The sequence below is a fragment of the Streptomyces sp. UH6 genome (assembly GCF_013421635.1).
In the GTDB taxonomy this organism is placed as follows: domain Bacteria; phylum Actinomycetota; class Actinomycetes; order Streptomycetales; family Streptomycetaceae; genus Streptomyces; species Streptomyces abyssomicinicus.
In genome coordinates this window covers 1-1,162 of record NZ_JACADT010001373.1, presented here as the reverse complement: position 1 = coordinate 1,162, position 1,162 = coordinate 1, and the positions used below count along the sequence as shown (strand labels likewise).

Below are 1,162 nucleotides of genomic sequence, written 5' to 3'. Positions count from 1 at the left end.
GTGTGTCGGCGGTCACCGTCGGCGGTGTGCAGGGTGAGCCCGGGCAGGTCCCGGTGCAGCACCGCTCCCGCGCCGACCACGGCGTGCGGGCCGACCGTCGCGCCGGCCAGCACCGTGGCCCGGGCGGCTATCCAGGCGCCGTCCTCCACGGTGATCGGGGCGTTGCGGTAGCGGAAGTCGGCCGCTCGGTGGTCGTGCGAGCCGGTGCAGAGCAGGGCCTCCTGGGACACGCACACATGGCGGCCGAGGGTGATCGGCTCCAGGTTGAGCAGCCAGGCGCCCTCACCTATCCAGGTGTGGTCGCCGACGGTCAGCTTCCACGGCCAGAGCACCCGGACCCGGTGCCGGATCAGCACCCGCTCGCCGACCGTCGCGCCGAAGGCGCGCAGCAGCGCGACGCGCAGCCGGGGCGGGCACCACCAGGCCATGAAGACCAGGTTCATCACCGCGAACCACAGGGCCTGGACCAGCTTGCCCCGCCCCTTGTCGTAACCGGCCAGAGTGAACGACGAGAGATCACGCATGTGCCGGGCCCCCTTCCCCCAAGCCTGGCGGGAGGCCGGTCGGGCCTCCCTCAACGGCCGCGCTCCCCTACGCGGTGATCACAGGCTAGTGGCTCGTCGGAGGACACGGCAGGCCCTGTGGACAACCCTGGCCGCATCGTCCACAGGCCGGTCGCGGGGCGGGTGATCGCTCGTAGACTGCGAGCGATCCGGCCGGGGGGCCGGACCGGGGGTGGGGGGATGCGATGACCAGCGAGCGACCGGTCGCCGGACCGCGGGGGGCCCTGGCCGGGCAGACGCGGGAGTCCGGGCGGACGCGGGAGTCCGGAGGTCCGGGCGCCCCCGTCGTCCCGCAGGCCGGCGCGCGTCCGCGGGTGCGTGCCCGGCCCTTCGCGCCGAGCGCGCTGCTGACCACGGCGATGTCGGTGCCGCTGGTGCTGGGCCTTCCGCTGCTGCTGCCGCTGGTGGTGATGAACCAGCCGGGCAGCGGCGCGCGGGACACCGCGTACTGGCTGCAGGCGGGGCTCACCGCGTACTGCGGGGCGCGGCTGTGCGCCATGATCCTGGCCCGCCGCCGCAAGCTGCTGCAGGCGACGTTCTGGATGTTCTGCTACATGGCGATGTCGGTGACGCCTGCCCGCTCGGGGTGGGCGGTCCTT

At 74.1% G+C, this 1,162-nt stretch carries 1 protein-coding gene and 1 pseudogene; one reads left to right on the top strand and one right to left on the bottom strand.

The features are described from left to right. Nucleotides 1–524: WcaF family extracellular polysaccharide biosynthesis acetyltransferase (locus HW445_RS31985; protein WP_180224256.1), on the bottom strand; the 524-nt coding region annotated here is incomplete at its 3' end. Nucleotides 525–748: 224 nt separating this feature from the next. Here HW445_RS31985 and HW445_RS31980 point away from each other — a divergent pair. After that, nucleotides 749–1,162, top strand: a pseudogene (locus HW445_RS31980) (hypothetical protein); the annotation flags it as partial.